The sequence below is a fragment of the Bartonella sp. AS69XJJH genome, assembly GCF_042195585.1.
In the GTDB taxonomy this organism is placed as follows: Bacteria; Pseudomonadota; Alphaproteobacteria; order Rhizobiales; family Rhizobiaceae; genus Bartonella.
In genome coordinates this window covers 1-897 of record NZ_JBHIOO010000111.1, presented here as the reverse complement: position 1 = coordinate 897, position 897 = coordinate 1, and the positions used below count along the sequence as shown (strand labels likewise).

Below are 897 nucleotides of genomic sequence, written 5' to 3'. Positions count from 1 at the left end.
TACACAAGGAGCATCATGATGAAAAAGATGATCAGGTTAGCGGTATTATCAGCAATGTCAACGGCAACCGTTTTGATGCCGCTAAATGCAACGCTTGCGGATATGGCATCGTATCATAGCTATGATATGAGGAGAGAGGCTGGTTTACCCTCTCGCAATTTTAGCTCTCATTCTTTTCATAGTAAACATTACTCTTTTGATGATCCCCACAAGCGTCATTATGTCAGCCGTAGATGGAGAGAACAACAACATCATCACGTTGAAAGCAAGACATATCATTATGTCGAACACCAAAAGACAAAACACAGTAATATTCAAGGAAATGCTTTAGCATTGGGTATTCTTGCTCTTGCAACAGGTGCAATTCTTATTAAAATTTTAAAAAAACCAGAACAGCCACAAATTGTCTATCAAGACACACCACAAGATCAGGTAATTTATCAAAAAGTTCCGCAAAATCAAAGGGTATATCAAGTGCAGCAAACGGTGGAATATGAGCCACTCCAGCAATCATTCGAATCTGATTGGCTTAACTATTGCAAGAAAAAATACCGCTCCTTCAACCCTAAAACAGGAACTTTTCGAGGCAATGATGGCTTACATCATGTCTGCTATGCTCCAGTAAATTGAATTAACATTGAGAAAAACCCGCTCTAAAGCGGGTTTTTGATGTCCTCCCTCTCAAATCTCTTGAAGAAAAGGATTCCATTGGTGCTCATAGTCTATGTTACTTTTGGAACCATGCCCGCAAATAAAACAAACATCATCGCCTAAGGTAAAACTTTTTCTGGAAGAGATTGTATCAATTTTTCATGGGAATAGAATGGGATGCGATGCGCCCGCAAACGATTGCCGTCTCTGCGACACCAGGACGCTGGGAAATAGAACAATCTCACG

Annotated in this window: 1 protein-coding gene and 1 pseudogene; one reads left to right on the top strand and one right to left on the bottom strand. The window is 40.2% G+C overall.

Going from position 1 to position 897, the window contains the following annotated elements; all coding sequences use genetic code 11:
* The first annotated feature begins 18 nt into the window (after positions 1–18).
* Positions 19–630 carry a BA14K family protein gene (locus tag ACFIK6_RS10035; RefSeq protein WP_375642764.1) on the top strand — a complete coding sequence of 204 codons (612 nt, stop codon included), beginning with the start codon at positions 19–21 and terminating at the stop codon, positions 628–630.
* Between the two features lie 51 nt (positions 631–681).
* On the opposite strand, the pseudogene ACFIK6_RS10030 reads toward ACFIK6_RS10035, so the two are convergent.
* Positions 682–827, bottom strand: a pseudogene (locus ACFIK6_RS10030) (MBL fold metallo-hydrolase); the annotation flags it as partial.
* Between the last annotated feature and the right edge of the window lie 70 nt (positions 828–897).

What these genes read in the sequence shown, in the direction of transcription:
- ACFIK6_RS10035 (WP_375642764.1), top strand. Translation starts at nt 19, where the DNA reads ATGAAAAAGATGATCAGGTTAGCGGTATTATCAGCAATGTCAACGGCA.